Here is a 17,728-nt window from a genome sequence, read left to right as displayed (position 1 = left end):
TCGTGCTCATTCGTGGTCATCTGATGGGCCGTGACCAGATAAGGGCTCACGGCCCCTTGACGACGGATCACTGCCCCGCTCATCACATCACCTGTGCTCGCATCCATCAGCCTCCAGCGGTAGACCTTACGCAATCGCCGGATACGTCCCATCCTGATCCGGCCAGGGCGTCAGTACCTCGAACCCCGTGTCGGTCACCACCACCATGTGTTCCCACTGCGCCGACAGTGAATGGTCCTTGGTGACCACCGTCCAGCCATCGGCCAACTGCCGGATGTCGCGTTTGCCGGCGTTGATCATCGGCTCTATGGTGAAGATCATGCCTGCCTTCAGTCGCAGACCCTGACCGGGGCGGCCGTAGTGCAGCACTTCGGGCTCGTCATGATAAGTTTGGCCAATGCCGTGACCGCAGTACTCGCGGACCACGCTGAAGCCTTCGCGGTGGGCAACGGTCTGAATGGCGTGACCGATGTCGCCCAGTGTTGCCCCGGGCTTTACCTGCCGAATGCCCGCGCGCAAGGCTTCGAAGCTGGTGTCGACCAGGCGTCTTGCCAGCACGCTGGGCTCCCCCGCGAAATACATGCGGCTCGTGTCGCCGAACCAGCCGTCCTTGATCAAGGCCACGTCGATATTGACGATATCGCCGTCTCTGAGCGTTTTGGTAGCCGAGGGGATGCCGTGGCACACCACATGGTTCACGGACGTCAGCACGGTCTTCTCGTAGCCTTGGTAGCCGATATTGGCGGGCGTGGCCTGCAGCACGTCGACGATGTAGTCGTAGCAGCGCTTGTCCAGTGCTTCGGTGGTGACGCCGGGTTTCACAAACGGCGCGATCATGGCCAACACCTCTGCGGCCAGCATGCCTGCCGCACGTGACTTGTCGATCTCGGCGGCAGTGCGCAGCGGAACCGCCGCGATCATGGCTGGGTGGCCAGGTTTTGCGAGGCTGCTGCGGGCGACGCATCAATCAGCGCACTTACCGTCGCCAAATCAAAACCGCCCGCCTGTTCGACACGAATCAGCAGTTTGCTGATGTCCTGATGAGACAGCTCGGGGTGCAATTCCGCCAGCATGCCGATGCGCATCCAGTGCTCTGCCTGGGCATTGATCGAGCGGCTGAGTGCGTTGCCAACCACCCGAAGATTCTCGTGCATGAGGTCTGAAATCTTGACGATGCCCATCACTACCTACCTGTAACTGCTATACGAAACATATATAAAACGTATATGAATAATAGCGCAATCACAGAATTTTGATGCAGTGAAATCTTGACCAAAAAACGCATGTATCAAACCGGCCATTCCCCTGTTATATCGGGATAATCGGCAATTTCTGCCATCTTGATTGCATCGTTCATCAATGGCTTTCATCCAGCTTTTATCTTGCGCTGCACAAATCTATCGGCTACCCTAAAAAGCTGCTCTTGTCCGACGGCACTTGTAGTCAGTGAGGTCAACACCTTTCTGACATCGAGTCGCCCACCCACTCCGCACTTTTGCCTTCGCATTGCGCAGGCCTGCTTCTCGCTCGGTGTTTTCCGCTCGTGATTGTGTGTCGATCCGGGGTGGGTTGAATCTGCTGTCAGGTGCGTGCAGCACTGTCGTCGCCACATCCACGCTCACATCAACACCCACACAAGGAACCCCCCGTAGATGCATCGTCTTTCCAGACTGAAACTTTCGACCACTTTCATGGCACTTGCGTTGAGCGCAGGGCTGCACACCACGGCACAGGCTGCCGATCCTCAGTGCGAACTAGACCGCCCGGTCCGGTTTGGCGGCATGAACTGGGAATCGAATCTGACCTTGGTTGGTATCGAACGATTCATTCTGGAAAAGGGCTACGGCTGCAAGACGGTGGTCGAGTCTGGCGAGACGTTGCCGATGTTGACCGCGCTGCAACGCGGTGACGTCGATGTGAACAGCGAAATCTGGGTCAACATGATGGGCGACGTCTGGCAGAAGGCCTTGGCCGACGGCAAGGTCAAGGCAGTTGGCCAGGTGTTCACCGGCCGCGAAGGCTGGTACATCCCGCGCTACACCGCCGAGCGTTATCCGGAACTGAAGAAAGCCACGGACCTGGGCCGCTTCAAAGACAAGTTCGTTGACCCGGAAGACCCGGCCAAGGGCCGCTTGTACGGGTGCCCGGTGGGCTGGGTATGCGGAACATCCAGCGAGAACCTGATGAAAGCGCTCAAGCTGGATCAGGACTACGTGATGTACGCGCCCGGCAACAGCGCCGCGCAGAAAGCCGCGATCACGTCGGCGTACAAGCGCAAGAAAGACATCGTCTTCTACTACTGGACGCCCACGCCGCTGATGGGCGCACTCGACTTGGTGAAGCTGGAAATGCCACCGCTGGACGAGAAGGCCTATGCCTGCCTGGTCGACCCCGAGTGCGCGAGCCCCACGCCGACGGACTACAAGCCCAATCCGATCGTGACCGGCTTGAACACGCAGTTCACCCAGCAGGCTCCCGCCTTGACCGCCTTCTTCACCAAGGTGTCGATCCCGGATGCGGCCATCAACGACACGCTGGGCTGGCTGGATCGTGAAAACGCGGAGCTTGCCGATGTGCCCAAGTACTTCCTGAAGACGCATGGTGCCGTGTGGAAGACCTGGGTGCCTGCGGATGTCGCACAGCGCGTCGAAGCCGCGCTGTAAGCAGGCCGTTCAGACCGCAAGCAAGCCAAGCCAAGCAAGCCAAGCAAGCCAAGCCAAGCAAGCCAATGCGAGACAAGGCACCCGGGCCTCTGCCCGGGTGCATGTAAACAGCCTGCGCGCCTCGTGTTCGCAGACTGAGAAAGCAAAGGGAGGAGAACACATATGATTTTTAAAGAGAGACAGATCCAGGCCGCCATTTTTGATATGGACGGCACCATGTTCGACACCGAACGACTCCGGTTCAAAACGCTGGCACAGGCGTCGACCGAACTCTTTGGTGAACCCATCGGCGAAGACATCTTGCTGGGCTCTTTGGGCCTGAGCGCAAAGAAGGCCGAGGCACTGGCCAAGCAGCGTTATGGCGAGGCCTACCCTTATGCCGAGATCCGCAAACGCGCTGACGAGTTGGAGTTGCAGCACGTGCGCACCCACGGCGTGCCCGTGAAAGATGGCCTGAGCGAAGTGCTTGAACGTCTGAAGAAAAACGGCTTGCTGATGGCCGTGGCGACATCAAGCCGCCGCGCGATTGCCGAGGAATACCTGATCAACGCCAACGTGATGAAGTACTTCGACATCACGGTCTGCGGTGACGAAGTCACGCAGGGCAAGCCGCACCCGGAAATCTTCCTGACGGCTGCCAGCGAATTGAATTGCGTGCCCGAGCAGTGCCTGATGTTCGAAGATTCCGAAAACGGCTTGTTGTCTGCAGCCGGGGCCGGTGGCTTGCCGATCCTGATCCGCGACATCAAGGAACCCGCGCCGTACATCAAGCTGCAGGCCTTCCGGTTCTACGAAGCCATGACCGGTTTCCTGGCCGACCTGGTGGAATTCACGCCCAACCTGCCGGTCCCTGAACTGACCGAACCGTTTCCGCAAGCGCTGAACGATGTGGTGGCAGGTATCCACGGTTTTGGTGCCATCGGTGGCGGGTACCTCACGCAGATCTTCTCCCACTGGGACGGCTATACACGTCCGACCGAGATCATCGGCGTAACCGGCAACGCCACCTTGCGTGGCTTGGTGAATGCCTTCGGCAAGTTCGATGTGCACTACGGCGACCTGGCATTTGACCAGACCATCGACCGCGTTCGCATCATCGACAGCGCCGATGAGGCCGCCATCTGCGATATGTATGCCGTGTCGGAAATCGTGGGCCTGAGCCTGCCTGAATCTGCCATCAAACAGCAGGCTGGGGTGATCGCCAAAGGCTTGATTGCACGCCATGAACGGCATGGACGCGAGCTGACCGTGCTGGTGGTGTTGAACAAGGTGTCGGGCGCGGCCTTCGTGCGCAAGCAGGTACACGACGCCTTGCTGAAGCGGGTGTCGTCCGAGCTGGCCGACGAGATCATGCAGAAGACGGTGTTTGCCGAAACCGTGGTCAATCGCATCGTGTCGAAGATTCCACGCGAGACCTTGTTGAAGCAGGTGCGCATCAACTTCGGTGCCTTCGAGCATGAACTGGGTGCAAACGGTTATCCCGCCGCGCTCAAGGCCGAAGCCGGACGAGCCTTGCCGGCTGACTTGAGCGTGAAGCTGATTACCGACCGACTGGGCCAGGCTTCGCGGCTGACCCACGCACTGGAAAAGCTGCACATGGGCCTGTTCCAGAGTGGCCCCGACATGCCTTTGTATGCCGAGAAAGGCAGCAAGATTCTGGAGCGTCTGCGCCAGGTGCACACGGTGGCAGACATCACAGAGATCCAGGCGATCAAGAACAAGCTGCTGAACGGCACGCACGCGATCATTGCCTGGTATTCCAGCCTGCTGGGTTATCAGACCATCGGGCAGGGCATGGGTGACGACCGGGTCAATGCGCTGGTACGTCGCCTGATCAACGATGAAATCAAGCCCGCCATGCTGCTGGAAAGCCCGCGCCTGGCCACACACGTCGGCAGCTTCGTGGGGCGATTCATCCAGCGCTGCAAGGCTTCGTTCAAAGACCCGTGCAATCGCGTCGGGCGCGACCCACTGCGCAAGCTTCAGCGCAAGGAACGCATTCTGGGCAGCATCGACCTGGCGGCCAAACGCGACATTCCTACCCCGATGCTGGAGTTCGGCATCGCGCTGGGCATTCTGTACGCGGTACGCCTGCTGACGCCTGACGACGAGGAGTGCAAACGCATCAAGGCACTGTACGAAAAAGATCGTTCAGTCGCGGCCGTGTTGACCTGGTCGGGGCCGTACAACGGCAAGGTCTATCAAGGCCTGGACGCGACCAGGGATGCGGCCTTGATCAGCAGGATCAGCGCGCACTTTGCCAACTTGTCGGACCCGGCTTCCGAGCATTGGGCATGGCCGCTGGCACCGGTCAGCGAACACGAAATGGCGTGATGGTGGCGCGGGGATTTATCGAATCCCCGCGCGCAGGAAGCTTTGCACGAACTGACGCTGGAACAGCAGGAATGCGATCAGCAAAGGCGCGGCTGCGAACAATGTGGCCGCGTTGATAATCGCCCAGTCGATGCCTTGATCGGTACCCGAAAACACCGCCAGCCCCACCGTCAGCGGACGCGTGTTCACCGAGTTCGACACGATCAGCGGCCACAGGAAATTGTTCCAGTGGTAGCTGACCGACACCAGCGCATAGGCCACATACGTCGGCTTGGCCAGCGGCACATACACCCGCCACAACACCCCTAGCGGACCACAACCTTCGATGCGCGCGGCTTCTTCCAGTTCGCGCGGCAAGCTCTTGAAGGTCTGTCGCAGCAGGAAGATGCCGAAGGCCGATGCCATGTACGGCAAGGCCATGGCCGCGATGCTGTCGGACATGCCCAGCCAGTGCAGGCTGCGGTAGTTTTCGACGATGACGATGTCTGGCATGACCAGCAATTGCACCAGCACCAGACCGAACACCACATTGCTGCCCGGGAACGGAAAGCGCGCGAATGCGTAGGCACCCAGGGTGCACAAGACCAGTTGCCCGATCAGGATGCTGGTGACCAGCAGGAAGGTGTTCAAAAAATATTGCGGGAAGGGTGCAGCCGCCCACGCAGCGCGGAAGTTATCCAGCGTCCAGGGCGCGGACAAGGTGAAGTTGGCCGAGTATTCCGAGGGGTGAAACGCGCTCCACATCGCATACAGCAGCGGCAGCACCCACAGCACGCCCAGCAACCAGGCACCTGCGGAATTCAGCCAGTAATCAGTGCGTGAATGTTGCATGGTGGCCTACTGGTAATGGGTGCGACGTTCCAGCACCGTGAACTGCAACAGCGCGACCAGCGCCAGGATCATCAGCAGCACCACAGTCAGCGCGGCGGCGTAGCCCGAATCCCAGAACTTGAAGCCAGTCTCGTAGATGTAATACAGCAGCAGGTTGCTGGCGTTGTCCGGCCCGCCACGCGTCATCACGACGATGTGATCGACCAGGCGGAAGGCGTTCACCACGGCGTTCACAAACACGAACAGCGTGGTCGGCATCAGCAGCGGGAAAGTCACGCGACGGAAGATCTGCCAGCGACTGGCTCCTTCCAGTTCGGCGGCTTCGCGCAGCTCTGGCGGCATCTGCTGCAAGGCGGCCAGATAGAAGATCATGAAGAAGCCTGCGTCCTTCCAGACGGACACGAACATCAGGCACCACAACACCGTGTCGGGCGAGCCCAGCCAGTTGTAGGCGGACAGTCCGAACAGGCCGCGAATCTGGTCCAGCAGCCCGTAGCTGGGCGTGTAGAAGAACAGCCAGATGTTGGCGACGGCGATCATCGGCAACACTGTGGGCGTGAAGAAGGCCAGCCGCAAAAAACCACGGCCAGCGAGTTTGCCGTTGACCCACAGCGCCATCAACATCGCGAGCGCAATAGCGGGCACGATGGTGCCCGCTGCATACCAGAGATTGTTGACCAGCGCTGTCCAGAACACTGGGTCGTCTGCCATTGCACGGTACTGGTCGAAACCAATGAAACGCGCAGGCCGAATGCCCTTGGGGGTGGAAAACGCGCTATGCCAGAAAGTGGCCAGCGCGGGGTAGTGCGTGAACGCGACCAGCAGCACCGCAGAGGGCAGCAGCAATAGCCAGCCGACCGTGATGTTCGTGCGTCGGGATGGATTCAGCAGTTTGCTCATACGGGTGCAGGTTGCGGTTGTCGTCGGGGCGTGGGGCAGGTGTCGAGTGCCGGTTGCTAGGTGCTGGTCATCAAGCTGCCGTCACCAGGCACAAATGCCGGACTCAAATGTTGGGCACCAGCGCCAGGCACCAAGCGCGTATTGCCAGGTGCTCAGCGCTTGGTGACCAACACTTGAGAATCAGCGATAGCTGCGCAGAATGCGATCGGCTTCGCGTTGCGAATCCTTCATCGCGGCTTCAGGCGTCTTGGCTCCGGTCAGCGCCGCTTGCAGGCCGTCGTTCAAGGCCTTGGTGACGCGCTGATTCTCGTGCGTAGACAACTCGGCCACGGCGTACTTCAGTTGATCACGCGCGACGATCGGTGCCGGGAAGTCGGCCACGTACTTCTTCATTTCCGGCGTTTCCCAGGCAGCCGGCGACACAGCGACATAACCCGTGGCAATTGCCCATTCGGCGGCGCGCTTGGGTTCTGTCATCCACTTCACGAACTTCAGGGCCGCGGCGTTCTGTTCCGGCGTGTTCTTGTCGAACAGATAGAAGTTGCCGCCACCGGTGGGCGAACCCGGTTGCTTGCCGGCGGGCAGCATGGCCACGCCGAAATCGAACTTGGCATTGGCGCGGATGTTGGTGAGGTTGCCGGTGGTGGTCCAGATGATCGCGGCCTTGCGCTCGAAGAAGTCCTTGGGCGTGGTGCCCCATTCCACGACGCCCGGCGGGTGGATGGCGTGCTTGCGCGACAGGTCAACCCAGTACTGAAGCGCTTCGACCACAGCGGGCTTATCAAAATACGTTTCGGTACCTGCCGAGTTCATCAGTTCCACGCCGTTCTCGGTCGTGAAGCACTGGAACAGCCAGTACGGGAAGCCCGAAGACGGCACTTGCACGCCCCACGTGGTGACGTTGCCAGCGGCGTCACGCTTGGTCAGCTTCTTGCCGAATTCGACCAGCTCGTTCCAGTCCTTGGGGGCACGGTTGGGGTCCAGACCGGCCTCTTTGAACAAGTCCTTGTTCCAGTACATCACCACGGTGGAACGCTGGAACGGAATGCCCCAGGTCTTGCCGCCGGTCTGGCTGTTGGCCATGAAACCGGGGTAGAAGCTCTTGAACCATTCCTGGTCGGCGGGCGTATTTGCCACCTTGTCGAACGGTGTGATCACGTTCTCGTCGATCAGCGTGAACATGTCGGTCGACAGCAGCACGGCCACGTTGGGCGCAGCGCCACCCTTGGCGGCGGTCAGCACCTTGGCGATGGTGTCCTGGTAGCTGCCTGCGTACACCGGCTTGATGGTGATGCCGGGGTTTTCTTTCTCGAAGCTGGCAGCCATGTCGTCCAGCGTCTTGGTCACCGGGCCGCCGACGGCGACCGGGTAATAGAAGCTCAGTTCAACGGCCGAGGCGGGCAGGGCGGCCGACAGCAGGGTGGTGGCGCCCAGGCAGGCTGCGAAGCGGCGCAGGGGAGTAAACCAGGAAGTCATCAACGTATTCCTTGCAGGGTGGGGGATACCGGGATGGCGGGGAAATTGCAAAGGCGTGGTGGTGCAAGTAAGCGATGCGCTCAGCGATTGCTGCTGTCAGGCAGCCAATGGCACATCGATGCGATGGCCGGCTGCGCTGTCGAATCGGTGTTCGTCGCCGGGTTGCCAGGCAAGGCCAATGTTGTCGCCTGCTGATACCGTGGTGCGCCCGGCCTGGCGCACGACTATGCGCGCGCCGTTGTGCGAACACACCAGCATCGACTCGGCACCCAGGTATTCGACGGCTTCCACGCGTGCGGACAAGCCTGCGGACAAACTTGCCGCCGAACTTGCTGCCGACAACCCCGTACCAGGCGCGACCACCCGCAGATGTTCAGGCCGCACGCCCAGCGTGACGCCTTGCTGTGCACCGGCCTGGCCACTGGCAAACAGGTTCATCGCGGGCGCGCCAATGAAGGCAGCGGCAAACAGCGTGGCCGGGCGTTCATACAGCTCGGCGGGCGTGCCCTGTTGCTCGATACGGCCACCGCGCATCAGCACCACCTTGTCGGCCATGGTCATGGCCTCGGTCTGATCGTGCGTCACGTAGACCATGGTCATGCCCAAACGCTGCTGCAAGGCGCGGATTTCGCTGCGCATCTGTTGACGCAGTTGCGCGTCCAGGTTCGACAGCGGTTCATCCATCAGGCACACGTCGGCCTGCGCCACGATGGCGCGACCCAGAGCAATACGCTGACGCTGGCCACCGGACAACTGCGCAGGCTTGCGATCCAGCAAGGTTTCTAAACCCAGCAGCGTGGCGGCATCAAGCAGGCGCTTCTTGCGTTCCGCCTTGGGCACGCCGCGAACCGACAGGCCGAACACAATGTTCTCGGCCACCGTCAGGTGGGGGAACAAGGCATAGCTCTGGAACACCATCGCAATGCCACGGCGCGCGGGAGCCAGCTGGGTGACGTCTTTGTTGCCGATCAAAATCTGGCCGCTGCCCACCTGTTCCAGTCCGGCGATCAAGCGCAAGGTGGTGGACTTGCCGCAGCCCGACGGACCCAGCAAGGCCACGAAGCTGCCGGATTCCGCCTGCAGGCAGATGTCATCGACACCGGCCGCCGCGCTCCAGCGCTTGCTGACATGGTCAAGCACGATCTGGCTCATGACGTGGATTCCTGAGTGTCAATGATTCGTGCAGCGCCGGTCTGTGCGCTACCTGCCTGTGTACTTTCTGTCTCTGCACCACCTGCCTGCACTCCGGCCTCTGTGCTGCACACCGCAAGCATCGGCCCGACATGCAGCACCGGCTTTGCTCCGGCGAAAAGGCTCGCATATCCCGGTGGCGGGTTCGCGTCGACAAACACATGGCCTACATCGCCAACATGCCCGCCCCGCACAATCGCGCGCCGACCGAATTTGCTGGTGTCCAGTACCAGCAGCGCCTGGCGGCAGTTGTCGACCATGGCCCGGCGTGCGACAACCTCGCCGGTCTCGAAGTCCAGCAGTGAGCCGTCTTCATCGATGCCACCCACGCCGAAGATCGCGTAGTCGGTACGGAAGGCGTTGAAGCAACGCGCGGCGGCACTGCCGATCACGTCCAGATCATGAGTACGCAAGGCACCGCCTGCCATGGTCAGCTCGATGTCGCTGCGTCCGGCCAGCGCGTTCACCACATTGATGTTGTTGGTGATCACACGCAGATCGCGACGCGCACGCAGCGCCAGTGCCACTTGCTCGGGCGTGGTGCCCAGGCCGATCGACACGGAACAGCCATCGGGAATGTGTTCAGCCACCGCCGCTGCGATGCGCTGCTTGGCCGCCAGGTTCTGCACCTGGCGGCGGGTATACGGCACATTCGCGTTCAAGGCCGGCACCGACACACCGCCATGCACACGACGCAGCAAGCCCTGCTCGCACAGGTGATTCACGCGACGGCGAATGGTCTGCGGGGTGACCTCAAAGCGGCGTGCCAACTCCTCGATGCCGACAAAACCACTGGCGGTAATCAGGTCGAGCAGCTGTTGGTCGGGCGATGGGGCAGCAGAGTGGGCAGCGGGCATGTCACGTTCAAATGAAAACGGGTGGGTTCACTTGAACGCAACTCTACGGGCCGTAGTTGACCGGGTCGTGACAGTCCGACATGACGGATGGAAGACATGGCTGGCGTATCCGAAAGCACTGACTGCCCCACCTGACTGCCCAATCTTCACGTGCAAAAAGCGAGTTTCAACACGCACTGTCGATTTTTTCCTGCATATGGATATAAGGAATCGGCTGTTCGTTCGCGCGTGCGTCCACCGCAGAATGCGAGACCTGTCATGCAAGGGTTTTTGCTGACGCCGTTTCAGCGCGCACACCCCTGCGTGTTTGACGCGTCCTTGTCCGACACTCCGCACACCCCTCGGAAGCCATCCATGAACGTCACTCGTCGTGAACTGTTGTTGTCTGCTGGCGCGCTTGCTGTCGCGTCGATCTTCCCGCCCGCGCTGCGCGCGCAAGCCAGCACCGGCACGCCGGTCAAAGGCGGCACGCTGACCGTCCACCTGGGTTCCGAGCAACGCATCCTGAACCCGTCGCTGCGCGCGTCCACCGGTGTCTACATCGTCACCAGCAAGCTGATCGAATCGCTGGTCGACCTGGATGCCGATGGCAAGATCGTGCCGCAGCTGGCTACCTCCTGGAGCAGCACACCCGACGGCAAGACGGTGACCTTCAAGCTGCGCGAAGGCGTGAAGTGGCATGACGGCAAACCTTTCACCTCGGCCGACGTGCAATACAACGCGCTGGAATTGTGGAAGAAGCATCTGAACTTCGGCACCGCGTTGCAGTTGAACCTGACTGCCGTGGACACGCCCGATCCGCTGACTGCCGTCTTCAAGTATTCGCGCCCGATTCCGCTTGATCTGCTGCTGCGTGCGCTGGTCGATCTGGGTTACGTGGTGCCGCGCCATGTGTACGAAGGCACCAATGTGCTGGAGAACCCGGCCAACACCGCACCGATCGGCACCGGCCCGTACAAGTTCGTGGAATACCAGCGCGGCCAGCACATCATTGCCGAGCGCAATCCGAATTACTGGCGTGCCGGTCAGCCGTATCTGGACCGCGTGGTGTGGCGCATCATCACCGACAAATCGGCAGCGACTGCCGCCCTGGAAACCGGACAGGTTCAACTCAGCTCGTACTCGCAGCTGACCTTGTCCGACCTGGACCGCCTGTCGAAGAACAAGGACTTCCTGGTTACCAGCAAGGGCCTGGAAGCCAACCAGTTCAACAACACGCTGGAGTTCAATTTCCGTCGCAAGGAAATCGCCGACATCCGCGTGCGCCGCGCCATTGCGCATTCGCTGGACACCGCGTTCTTCATCGAGAACTTCCTGTATGGCCAGGGCAAGCCCGCCACCGGCCCGATTCCGTCTACGTCTGCCGCTTTCTATCCCGATGGCAGCAAGGTGGCGTATCCCTTCGACAAGAAGCGTGCGGAAGCGCTGCTGGACGAAGCCGGCTACAAGCGTGGCGCAGGTGGCGTGCGCTTCACGCTGACGCTGGTGCCGATTCAGAATGGTGAAGACGTGCCGCTGCTGGCTACCTTCATTCAGCAATCGCTGGACGAAGTCGGCATCAAGGTCGAGATCGTCAACTACGACATCGCCGGTGCGCTCAGCGCGGTCTACAAGGAACACAAGTTCGACATCGCCACCGGCTGGCACCAGTACCGGGGCGACCCTGCCGTGTCCACCACCGTGTGGTTCCGTTCGGGCAGCCCGGCAGGTGCGCCGTGGACCAACCAATACGGCTGGCAATCCGACAAGGTCGACAAGCTGATCGACGATGCCGCAAGCGAAATCGATCCGGCCAAGCGTCGTGCGCTGTACGGTGAATTCGTGCGCGAAGTGAACGACCAGTTGCCGATTCTGTTCGTGACCGAACGCCAGTTCTATTCCGTGGTGAATCGCAAGGTGCACAACACCCACAACACCGCGCGCTGGCCGTCCAGCAGCTGGCATGACACCTGGGTGGGTGCCTGACGGGCAGTACCGAGTTCATGCGCATTCTCTCTCTTGCTGCGCGGCGGCTCGCTGCCGCGTTGCCCGCCCTGTTCATCATCCTGGCAGGGCTTTTCCTGTTGCTGCAACTGGCTCCTGGCGACACCGTCGATGCACTGGTGGCGCAGATGGGCGGCAGCGACCCGACCATGATCGAGCAGCTGCGCAAACACTACGCGCTCGACCAGTCCACCTCGGTGCGGCTGGGCGATTACCTGTGGCGACTGGTGCATCTGGACCTGGGCCAGTCCGCGATCTACGGCAAGCCGGTAGCTGCCGTCATTCTGGAACGCTTGCCGGCCACGCTGCTGTTGATGGGGTCGTCATTGGCGATTGCATTTGCGGCGGGCATGGCGCTTGGCGTGATTGCTGCACGCCGCGTGAATCGCTGGCCCGACACGCTGATCTCCACCCTGGGTCTGGTGTTCTACGCCACGCCATCGTTCTGGTTCGGCCTGATGGGGATCTTTGTGTTTGCCATCTACCTGGGCTGGTTGCCTGCGGGTGGGTACGGCTCGGTGGGTGCAGGCCTGACCGGCATTGCCCAGGTGCTGGATATCGCCTGGCATCTGATTCTGCCCACGCTGACGCTGGCGCTGATCTTCCTGGCGATCTATCTGCGCATCATGCGCACGTCCATGCTGGAAGTGTCCAACCTGGATTTCATCCGCACCGCACGCGCCAAGGGCCTGCGTGACACGAAGGTGGTCACCCGTCACATCTTGCGCAACGCCTTGCTGCCGATGGTCACGCTGATCGGCCTGCAAGCCGGCACCATGCTGGGTGGCTCGGTCGTGGTGGAAAGCGTGTTTGCGCTGCCGGGTCTGGGCAGGCTCGCCTATGAATCGGTGGTACAGCGCGACCTGAATACCTTGCTGGGCGTGGTGTTCGTGTCTGCGTTGCTGGTGATCGTCATCAACTTCATCGTGGACATGCTGTACGCGCGGCTGGACCCGCGCATCACGGCGGGGCACTGAGCATGCATCTGCGCCACGTTCACGTTGTTCATTGCCTTTCAAAGGCGCACGCGCTCCCTTCGGGCAGCCGAGCAGGACTGACATGCGCGACTTCCTGAAACGTTATCGACGCAATCCAGCGGCTGTCGTCGGATTGGTCTTGTTGCTGAGCGTGATCGGCTTGGCGCTGACCGCCGACATCTTCTTCCCGCGCAATCCGCTGAGCCTTGCCGGACGGCCTTTGCAGTGGCCGTTCACCAACCCCAACCTGTGGCTGGGCACCGACCAGACCGGCCGCGACATTGCGGCGCAGATCTTTCATGGTGCACGGGTGTCCCTGGTGATCGGGCTGGTTGCCACGGTGATCTCGATTGCCATCGGCGTGGTGGTGGGGGCCTTGTCCGGCTATTACGGCGGCTGGCTGGACGACATGCTGATGCGAGTCACCGAAGCCTTCCAGATCCTGCCGAATTTCCTGTTGCTGCTGGTGTTGGTGGCGGTGTTCGGATCGACGTTGCCTACGGTGATCGTGGCGATTGGTGTGGTGTCATGGCCACCGGCAGCACGGCTGACTCGGGCCGAGTTTCTGTCCTTGCGCAACCGCGAATTCGTGGAAGCCGGCCGCACGCTGGGCCTGCGCGACGCTCGCCTGATCTTCCAGGAAATCCTGCCCAACGCGCTGCCGCCGGTGATCGTCTATGCCAGCGTCATCATGTCGGTGGCCATCCTGCTGGAAAGCGCCTTGGCCTTTTTGAATCTGTCCGATCCCAACGTGCCGTCGTGGGGCAACCTGATCGGTGGTGGGCGTGGTGTGCTGCGCGTGCAGTGGTATGTCAGCGCCATTCCCGGCGTAGCGATCCTGTGCACGGTGCTGGGGGTGTCACTGGTTGGTCAGGGCGTGAACGACGCGCTCAATCCACGATTGAGGCACCGATGAGCGGGCCGCAGAAAGTGCTGGATGCCAAGATTCCTACTGTGCGCAACAGCATCCTCAGCCTGCGTGGCTTGACGGTGGAACTGCCGCCCGACGCGGACCGCCGCCATGCGCTGCACGACGTATCGCTTGACCTGGAAGCCGGCCGCATTCTGTGCGTGGTGGGCGAAAGCGGGTCCGGCAAATCCATGACCGCCGGGGCCATTCTTGGCCTGCTGCCGGAACACGTGAACGCCACGGCAGGCGAGGTAATCTTCCAAGGGCGCAATCTGCTGGCGCTGTCGAACGACGAGCTGCGCAGCGTGCGCGGTGCCGGCATCGGCATGATCTTCCAGGAACCGATGACCGCGCTGAACCCGCTGCGCACCATCGGTGATCAGATCGGCGAGATGTTCACCACGCACACCACGCTGTCCAAAAAAGACATCGAACAACGTGTGCTGGCCTTGTTGGCCGACGTGCATATTCCGTCGCCGGAACAGGCGATCCGCGCGTATCCGCACGAACTGTCCGGTGGGCAACGCCAGCGCGCGATGATTGCCATGGCCCTGGCGCTGGAACCCGCCGTGCTGATCGCCGACGAGCCGACCACTGCGCTGGATGTCACCACCCAGGCGCAGATTCTGCATCTGATCCGCGACCTGCAACAGCGCAAGGGCACAGCGGTGCTGTTCATCACGCACGACTTCGGTGTGGTCGCCGAGATCGCCGATCGCGTGGCGGTCATGCAGCATGGTGTGCTGGTGGAACAGGGCGACGTGGATGCAGTGTTGAATCACCCTGTGCACCCGTATACCCGCGCGCTGATTTCTGCCGTGCCGCCCTTGCTGCCACCGCCTGCGCGCGATATCAGCAAAGACATCATTCTTGACTTGAAGCATGTGTCGAAGACCTACCGCACGGGTGGCTGGCGCAGGCGTCGCGTGACGCACGCGGTGTCGGATGTCAGCCTGTCGCTGCCGGTCGGCGGCACGCTCGGCATCGTGGGTGAAAGCGGCTCGGGCAAGTCGACACTGGCGCGCTGTATCGTGCGCCTGCTGAAGACCGACCTGGGCAGCATCGATTTTCAGGGCGTCGATCTGGCCAAGCTGGGCAAGCGCGATCAGCGTACGCACACCCGTGATGTGCAGATGGTGTTTCAAGACCCGTATGGGTCTTTGAACCCGCGCAAGCGCGTTGGCGAACTGGTGGCGCAAGGCCCCATCGTGCACGGAGTGCCGCGTGAACAGGCGCTGGCCCGCGCGCGTGAATTGTTCGAACTGGTTGGCCTGGACCCGCAGTCACTGCACCGATATCCGCACGAGTTTTCAGGCGGTCAACGCCAGCGGGTGGGCCTGGCGCGTGCATTGGCTTTGGGACCGAAGATTCTGGTCGCCGACGAACCGGTGTCGGCATTGGATGTGTCCGTGCAGGCCCAGGTGCTGGACCTGCTGGCGCGACTGCGCGTACAACTGGGCTTGTCCCTGCTGTTCATCACGCATGACTTGCGGGTGGCCGCACAGATATGCGACCGCATTGCGGTGATGAAAGACGGCAAGGTGGTTGAGGCCGGCACGGTGGCCGAGGTGTTCGGCTCGCCGCGTCATCCGTACACGCAGGCCTTGTTGGCGGCAGTGCCGGGACGCGGGTGGCAACCGCCGGCCGTGGATCGGGCGGCTGCTTGAACGGGTAGCCACGGGGTATGGTTTGAGTTCGTCGCTTCACGTTGTCGCTGCGGTTTTCAGCTTCAGTTCGTAGCTTCACTCCGTCGCATCATTTCGCAGTTTTGTCGGTGCTGATAGCAACGGTGGTCACTGCGTCAGGGCCACTGCCCGTCGTGGTATTCACCGTTGCGGATCGCACCGTCGTCAGTTTCACTGTCAGCGGTTTCAAAAAATTCATCAGGGAGTTTCCGTGAGCACTTCTTCCCCCCGCCTGGATCACATCGTGATCAGCGTTGCCGACCAACTGGACGAGTCGCTGGCCCGTTATCGGCAACTGGGTTTCCAGCTCACGCCGCGCGGCCATCACTCGCTGGGGTCGAGCAATCACCTGGCGATCTTCGGCACCGATTACCTGGAACTGCTGGGCTACGAACCGAAGAACGCCGACCGCGCTGCCGAGCGCTGGGGCCCTGAGCTGAACGCCATCGGCCTGAGCGGCCTGGCCTTCAAGACCGACAACGCTGACGCGCTGTACCGCGACCTGGCTGCCCGTGGCGTAAAGCTGGACGGCGACGAAGCCAAGGCGTTTTTCCGCCCGGTGGAGTTGCCCGACGGCAGCGAACGTGAAGCGCGTTTCCGCACGGTTCGGATCGACCCGGCCGGCATCGACAACGGCCGCATCTTCTTCTGCCAGCATCTGGACCCGGACTTGGTGTGGCGCTCGGAGTGGCAGACCCATGCCAATGGCGCGACCGGTATTTCGCAATTCGTGATCGCCGCCAAAGACCCGGCCAAGTCGGTAGCCTTGCTGGCGCGCAGCTTCGGTGACGCGGTGGTCAGCGATATCGAAGGCGGCAAACGCGTGACGGCTTCCGAGACGGAAATCGACTTCCTGACGCCGGAAGCGGTTCAGGCGCGCTTTGGTGACACGGTGGTCGTCGACGAAAACGGCAAGGATCGCAAGGTGGCGCTGGTGATCCGCACCCGCTCGCTGGCCGATGCCGCGCGTGCATTCCAGGACGGTGGCATCACCGGCGTGCAGCAGATCGGCGAACGCCTGGTCGTGCCGGCCAGTGTGGCCTACGGCGTGGCATTGGCCTTCGAGCAGGAAGAAGCCGGCGTTTGACGCTGACCGAGATAGCCGCCGCCTGTTGGGCCGTCCACTGAGCTACCCACTGGGCGGCGGATATCCCTGATCGGTCATCGGCAATAGCATTGGTGCTGATCAGCGGCACCGGTATGCCGTAGTGGTGGTCAGCGGTGTCGGCCGCAACCGCAGCCCGGATCAGTGGCCCGGATGGCAAGCCGTATCGACGGTCAACATCAGTCGACAAGGCGGCGGGGCCACACTTGCTGGTTATACAGGTCAAAGCGCCTGTCGAAAGCGTGTCAACGCCGACGCTTGCGCCACGTCATTAAGCGCCCGATCCGTCAGCGCTAAGATGGCGGGCTTGCGGCTTGCCGCCGCGCCGCTTCAGGGATTGTCGAATGTCCAGTTCGCCTGCCAGTGCTCCGCCGTCCGCCGCCGACCTTATTCTTGTCCTCAGCAACGCGCCCGACAAACTCGTGGCCATGCGCATTGCACATCACCTGGTCGAAGAGCGTTTTGCCGCCTGTGTGAACATTGGCGCGCCGGTCACCTCCATGTACGCGTGGCAGGGCAAGCTCGAAGGCGGTGAGGAAGTGCCCATGTGGATCAAGTCCACCGTGGCGCGCAAGGACGCGCTGATGCAGCGCCTGAAAGAACTCCACCCCTACGAAGTACCCGAGATTATTGTGGTCCCGGTGACCGACGGTTTGCCTGCGTACCTGGACTGGGTGCGCCACGAATTGAGCCAGCCGCCGCTGGACGAAGGCGCGTAAAACGTAGCTGCGTGTGCGTGAACTTGTGCGCAAGCTTGTACGCGCAGTTCTGCGTGGGGATAAGCGCGAGGAAGTGCGCGCAGACCGGCGTACAGAC

The 17,728-nt window shown here is 61.6% G+C and carries 15 protein-coding genes; 8 read left to right on the top strand and 7 right to left on the bottom strand.

The window, feature by feature from the left end:
- Nucleotides 1-126 precede the first annotated feature (126 nt).
- Together map and FXN63_RS25080 are read right to left on the bottom strand one after the other, a co-directional pair.
- Nucleotides 127-921: a type I methionyl aminopeptidase gene (gene map / locus FXN63_RS25085; RefSeq protein ID WP_148818228.1), complete on the bottom strand. Its 795-nt coding sequence runs from the start codon at nucleotides 919-921 to the stop codon at nucleotides 127-129.
- Complete coding sequence (locus FXN63_RS25080; RefSeq protein ID WP_148818227.1) at nucleotides 918-1,181, bottom strand: ParD-like family protein; 264 nt, start codon at nucleotides 1,179-1,181, stop codon at nucleotides 918-920. The genes map and FXN63_RS25080 overlap by 4 nt, the downstream gene beginning before the upstream one ends.
- A 510-nt stretch (nucleotides 1,182-1,691) precedes the next feature.
- Between FXN63_RS25080 and FXN63_RS25075 the strand changes: the two genes are divergently transcribed.
- Nucleotides 1,692-2,663 carry an ABC transporter substrate-binding protein gene (locus tag FXN63_RS25075; protein WP_425468635.1) on the top strand — a complete coding sequence of 324 codons (972 nt, stop codon included), beginning with the start codon at nucleotides 1,692-1,694 and terminating at the stop codon, nucleotides 2,661-2,663.
- Nucleotides 2,664-2,825: 162 nt separating this feature from the next.
- On the top strand, nucleotides 2,826-4,997 hold the full coding sequence (gene mtlD / locus FXN63_RS25070; RefSeq protein WP_148818225.1) for a bifunctional mannitol-1-phosphate dehydrogenase/phosphatase: 2,172 nt from the start codon (nucleotides 2,826-2,828) through the stop codon (nucleotides 4,995-4,997).
- 15 nt (nucleotides 4,998-5,012) lie between these two features.
- Here the strand turns inward: mtlD and FXN63_RS25065 are convergent, their stop codons facing one another.
- From FXN63_RS25065 to FXN63_RS25045, 5 genes are all read right to left on the bottom strand, one after another.
- Nucleotides 5,013-5,828, bottom strand: a complete 816-nt coding sequence (locus FXN63_RS25065; RefSeq protein WP_148818224.1) for a carbohydrate ABC transporter permease — start codon at nucleotides 5,826-5,828, stop codon at nucleotides 5,013-5,015.
- Nucleotides 5,829-5,834: 6 nt separating this feature from the next.
- Entirely contained in the window at nucleotides 5,835-6,728 is an 894-nt protein-coding gene (locus FXN63_RS25060) for a carbohydrate ABC transporter permease (RefSeq protein ID WP_148818223.1), read from the bottom strand.
- Between the two features lie 180 nt (nucleotides 6,729-6,908).
- The gene (locus FXN63_RS25055; RefSeq protein WP_425468752.1) at nucleotides 6,909-8,183 is read right to left on the bottom strand and encodes an ABC transporter substrate-binding protein; all 1,275 of its coding nucleotides are present in this window, start codon (nucleotides 8,181-8,183) and stop codon (nucleotides 6,909-6,911) included.
- Between the two features lie 117 nt (nucleotides 8,184-8,300).
- The gene (locus FXN63_RS25050; protein WP_148818221.1) at nucleotides 8,301-9,356 is read right to left on the bottom strand and encodes an ABC transporter ATP-binding protein; all 1,056 of its coding nucleotides are present in this window, start codon (nucleotides 9,354-9,356) and stop codon (nucleotides 8,301-8,303) included.
- Nucleotides 9,353-10,252, bottom strand: coding sequence for a DeoR/GlpR family DNA-binding transcription regulator (locus tag FXN63_RS25045; RefSeq protein WP_148818220.1), 900 nt, complete (start codon nucleotides 10,250-10,252; stop codon nucleotides 9,353-9,355). Before FXN63_RS25045 ends, FXN63_RS25050 begins: the two co-directional genes overlap by 4 nt.
- Before the next feature lie 354 nt (nucleotides 10,253-10,606).
- Here FXN63_RS25045 and FXN63_RS25040 point away from each other — a divergent pair, with 354 nt between their 5' ends.
- The 6 genes from FXN63_RS25040 to cutA all read left to right on the top strand — a co-directional run bounded on the left by FXN63_RS25040 (nucleotide 10,607) and on the right by cutA (nucleotide 17,631).
- Nucleotides 10,607-12,217 (top strand): ABC transporter substrate-binding protein, encoded by a 1,611-nt coding sequence (locus FXN63_RS25040; RefSeq protein ID WP_148818219.1) that lies wholly within the window; start codon nucleotides 10,607-10,609, stop codon nucleotides 12,215-12,217.
- A 17-nt stretch (nucleotides 12,218-12,234) separates the two neighbouring features.
- Nucleotides 12,235-13,212, top strand: a complete 978-nt coding sequence (locus FXN63_RS25035) for an ABC transporter permease (RefSeq protein ID WP_148818218.1) — start codon at nucleotides 12,235-12,237, stop codon at nucleotides 13,210-13,212.
- Between the two features lie 82 nt (nucleotides 13,213-13,294).
- A complete protein-coding gene (locus tag FXN63_RS25030) occupies nucleotides 13,295-14,128 on the top strand; it encodes an ABC transporter permease (protein ID WP_148818217.1) in 834 nt (277 codons plus the stop codon).
- Nucleotides 14,125-15,789 (top strand): ABC transporter ATP-binding protein, encoded by a 1,665-nt coding sequence (locus FXN63_RS25025; protein WP_148818216.1) that lies wholly within the window; start codon nucleotides 14,125-14,127, stop codon nucleotides 15,787-15,789. Before FXN63_RS25030 ends, FXN63_RS25025 begins: the two co-directional genes overlap by 4 nt.
- 229 nt (nucleotides 15,790-16,018) lie before the next feature.
- Nucleotides 16,019-16,894 carry a VOC family protein gene (locus FXN63_RS25020; protein WP_148818215.1) on the top strand — a complete coding sequence of 292 codons (876 nt, stop codon included), beginning with the start codon at nucleotides 16,019-16,021 and terminating at the stop codon, nucleotides 16,892-16,894.
- A 362-nt stretch (nucleotides 16,895-17,256) separates the two neighbouring features.
- A complete protein-coding gene (gene cutA, locus FXN63_RS25015) occupies nucleotides 17,257-17,631 on the top strand; it encodes a divalent-cation tolerance protein CutA (protein ID WP_148818214.1) in 375 nt (124 codons plus the stop codon).
- The last annotated feature ends 97 nt before the right edge of the window (nucleotides 17,632-17,728 follow it).

Source organism: Pigmentiphaga aceris (assembly GCF_008119665.1).
Taxonomy (GTDB): Bacteria; Pseudomonadota; Gammaproteobacteria; order Burkholderiales; family Burkholderiaceae_B; genus Pigmentiphaga; species Pigmentiphaga aceris.
This window is presented reverse-complemented; position numbering and strand designations above follow the sequence as displayed.

Coding starts and splice junctions, on each gene's coding strand:
- map (WP_148818228.1), bottom strand. CDS start 921: ATGATCGCGGCGGTTCCGCTGCGCACTGCCGCCGAGATCGACAAGTCA.
- FXN63_RS25080 (WP_148818227.1), bottom strand. CDS start 1,181: ATGGGCATCGTCAAGATTTCAGACCTCATGCACGAGAATCTTCGGGTG.
- FXN63_RS25075 (WP_425468635.1), top strand. CDS start 1,692: ATGGCACTTGCGTTGAGCGCAGGGCTGCACACCACGGCACAGGCTGCC.
- mtlD (WP_148818225.1), top strand. CDS start 2,826: ATGATTTTTAAAGAGAGACAGATCCAGGCCGCCATTTTTGATATGGAC.
- FXN63_RS25065 (WP_148818224.1), bottom strand. CDS start 5,828: ATGCAACATTCACGCACTGATTACTGGCTGAATTCCGCAGGTGCCTGG.
- FXN63_RS25060 (WP_148818223.1), bottom strand. CDS start 6,728: ATGAGCAAACTGCTGAATCCATCCCGACGCACGAACATCACGGTCGGC.
- FXN63_RS25050 (WP_148818221.1), bottom strand. CDS start 9,356: ATGAGCCAGATCGTGCTTGACCATGTCAGCAAGCGCTGGAGCGCGGCG.
- FXN63_RS25045 (WP_148818220.1), bottom strand. CDS start 10,252: ATGCCCGCTGCCCACTCTGCTGCCCCATCGCCCGACCAACAGCTGCTC.
- FXN63_RS25040 (WP_148818219.1), top strand. CDS start 10,607: ATGAACGTCACTCGTCGTGAACTGTTGTTGTCTGCTGGCGCGCTTGCT.
- FXN63_RS25035 (WP_148818218.1), top strand. CDS start 12,235: ATGCGCATTCTCTCTCTTGCTGCGCGGCGGCTCGCTGCCGCGTTGCCC.
- FXN63_RS25030 (WP_148818217.1), top strand. CDS start 13,295: ATGCGCGACTTCCTGAAACGTTATCGACGCAATCCAGCGGCTGTCGTC.
- FXN63_RS25025 (WP_148818216.1), top strand. CDS start 14,125: ATGAGCGGGCCGCAGAAAGTGCTGGATGCCAAGATTCCTACTGTGCGC.
- cutA (WP_148818214.1), top strand. CDS start 17,257: ATGTCCAGTTCGCCTGCCAGTGCTCCGCCGTCCGCCGCCGACCTTATT.